Origin of the sequence: Dactylosporangium cerinum (assembly GCF_042653625.1) — a bacterium.
GTDB lineage: Bacteria > Actinomycetota > Actinomycetes > Mycobacteriales > Micromonosporaceae > Dactylosporangium > Dactylosporangium cerinum.
This window is the reverse complement of sequence record NZ_JBHSIU010000148.1, coordinates 1-2477: the sequence shown is the minus strand read 5'-3', so window position 1 is coordinate 2477 and position 2477 is coordinate 1. Positions and strand designations below refer to the sequence as shown.

2 protein-coding genes are annotated in these 2477 nt (G+C 69.4%); both read right to left on the bottom strand.

Annotated features, from left to right (window positions below; translation table 11 throughout):
• Nucleotides 1–123: 123 nt before the first annotated feature.
• Complete coding sequence (locus ACFPIJ_RS64435) at nucleotides 124–1365, bottom strand: tyrosine-type recombinase/integrase (protein WP_380129456.1); 1242 nt, start codon at nucleotides 1363–1365, stop codon at nucleotides 124–126.
• Nucleotides 1362–2405 (bottom strand): tyrosine-type recombinase/integrase, encoded by a 1044-nt coding sequence (locus tag ACFPIJ_RS64430; RefSeq protein WP_380129455.1) that lies wholly within the window; start codon nucleotides 2403–2405, stop codon nucleotides 1362–1364. Before ACFPIJ_RS64430 ends, ACFPIJ_RS64435 begins: the two co-directional genes overlap by 4 nt.
• Nucleotides 2406–2477 lie beyond the last annotated feature (72 nt).

The window sequence follows — 2477 nt, the reverse complement described above, 5'->3', positions numbered from 1 at the left end:
CGGGTTACTCATGGGGTTGGTGGGGCTGAAAGAGTTCGCCGTCGGTGTCGCCACCGAGGAGGAAGACGAACCGGTTGAGGTCGGTTTTGAGCCGGTTGATGTCATAGGCGGAGGGTTCGGGGGTCAGGATGCTTGGTCGTCGAGGCGGGTCAGGAGCCGGTTGAACAGGTCGGCGCGGTGGGTCTGGTCGTGTTCGGCGGCGTGGTTGCGTTGCCGGACGAGGGTGGGCCGGAACTCGATGCTGGTCTGGAAGAAGGTGCAGGTTTCGCAGATGGCTTCGAAGGCGCAGTCCAGTTCGGGTGGCCGGGTGCAGTAGCCGTTGCCGAGGAGGCGGTGGTGTTCGCGGCGTAGCCGTGCCATGTGGGGGCCGATGGTGTCGGCGGGGAGTGGTTTGCCTTGCTGGTAAAGGGATTCGACTTTCTCGGTGACGGCGAAGTATTCGTCGGCGACGGTGCGGTTGGCGATTTTGGCGTAGCGCAGGGTCATGTCCATGCTGCGGTGTCCGAGGAGCGCGGCGATGGCTTCGAGGCTCATGCCGCGGTTGATGGCCTGGGTGGCGAGGGTGTGCCGGAGTTGGTGGGGGTGGATGTGGGGCAGGCCGGCGTCGGCGCCGGCTTTGTTGATCAGGCGGGTGACGGTGTGCCGGTCCAGTGCGGTGCCGCTTTCGCGAGGCAGGAGCAGAGGGTTGTCGGCGGTGACGTGCGCGGCGCGATAGTCGCTGATCAGGGTGATCAGGTGCGAGTGCAAGGGCAGGTAGCGGTCCTCGTGGAGTTTGCCGACCGGGACGTGCAGCCAGTGCGCGGCGCCGATGAGCATGACCGCGTCGGCGGGCAGCGCGGTGAACTCACCGACCCGTAATCCGGTGCGCAGCAACACTTCCACGACGACCCGGACCAGCATCCGGGGTTGGTTCTGCGCGGCGTAGAGCAGTTTCGCGGCTGCGGCGTCGTCGAGGGCTTTGGGCAGCGGGTGGTCCTGGCGGGGCAGGTCGGCGGGGATGATCGGGACCCGGGCAGGCGCCTCGGGCCATTCCCAGTCGCTGATGCGGACGAAGAACATCCGCAGTGTGCCGAGCCGGTGCGCGAGCGTGGCCGGGGTGATCCGGGCGGTGCGGCGGCCGGGCCGCGCGGCCAGCCAGCTGCGGAAGTCCTCGATGTGGTGGCGGCGGATGTCGCTGATGAACCGGACGTCGGGTGCCTCTTCGGTGAGGAACGCGGCGAACGAGCGCAGCGCCAGGTCGGCGCCGGAGACGCTGCCGGGACGCAGGATGCAGTCCAGCTGCTGCAGGTAGCGGCGCATCGGCGCGGTCAGGTCCGGGACCGCGGTGGTGAGGGCTTCCCAGCCAGGCAGCAATTGCCCGTTCATGACCGGCCTCTGATACGTTCTCTGTCCACAACAGACAGACCGGATGATGCGGTGTCGTTGTCCGGTAACGGTTTCCCGGCCAGCAGTTGTGCGTCGATCGCCTCTGCTGCGCGCCGGTACTGGGAGGCGAGCCAGTCGTCGGCGAGGTGCAGATAGATCCGGGTGGACTCGATCGAGGCGTGCCCGGCCTGGGCCTGGACCGCCTCGAGAGCCATCCCGGCCTCCCGCAGCCGGGTCAGGCAGGTGTGCCGCAGCTGGTGGCAGGTCGCCTGCGCCAGTCCGGCCCGGCTGCGGGCTGAGTCGAGGATCTGATCCAGGCCTGCGGGCGACAACGGCAGCCCCCGCCGAGGGCCCTTGAGGACCACGAACACCCGGTCGGTGCCGGCGTCCGGCGGTCGTTCGCTGTCCAGGTAGGCCGCGACCGAGGCGAAGAACCGGCCGGACACGGGAATCTGGCGCTGATGCCCGCCCTTGCCCTCGGCGATGAACACCCGACGCGCCGGCACCTGCAGATCAGCCAGCCGCAGCCCGAGGACCTCGCAGCGGCGCAGGCCGCCCAGCAGCATCGCCTCGGCCATCGCCCGGTCCCGGTGCGTGCGCAACGCCGCCAGCAGCGCATCCACCTGCCCAGGCTCGAGGATCCGCGGCAGCGTCCGCGAGGCCCGGACCAGCGGGACACCCTGCCGGGGCCGCTGCCGTTCCCGACGGGTCGGCAACCCCCGCGGCACCGGGTTCGCAGCAACGTCACCGCGGGCCTGCAGGAACCCGAACAACCCCGACACGCTCGACAATCGCCGGCGCACCGTCCGCGCCGACACCCCGGCACCATCACCAACGGCCTGGACCCGACGCGCCGGGCCGCCGGCGTACTGAGCGGTGACGAACGCCAGCACATCCGCCGCGACCACCCGCCGCGGCGACTTACCGACCACGGTGAAGAACACCTTCAGGTCATACGCGACCGCCGCGACCGTGTTCGGCCGCGACCGCACCGCCAGAAACTCCAGATACGCGTCCAGCAGCGCCACACCGAACCGCACGACAAGATCGCCAGCCGCATCCCGCGACCGAAACAGACGTAGAGCACCCCACGACATACAGGAACCCCTCTC

Excerpts from the sequence above, each read along its gene's own strand:
- ACFPIJ_RS64435 (WP_380129456.1), bottom strand. The coding sequence starts at position 1,365 with ATGAACGGGCAATTGCTGCCTGGCTGGGAAGCCCTCACCACCGCGGTC.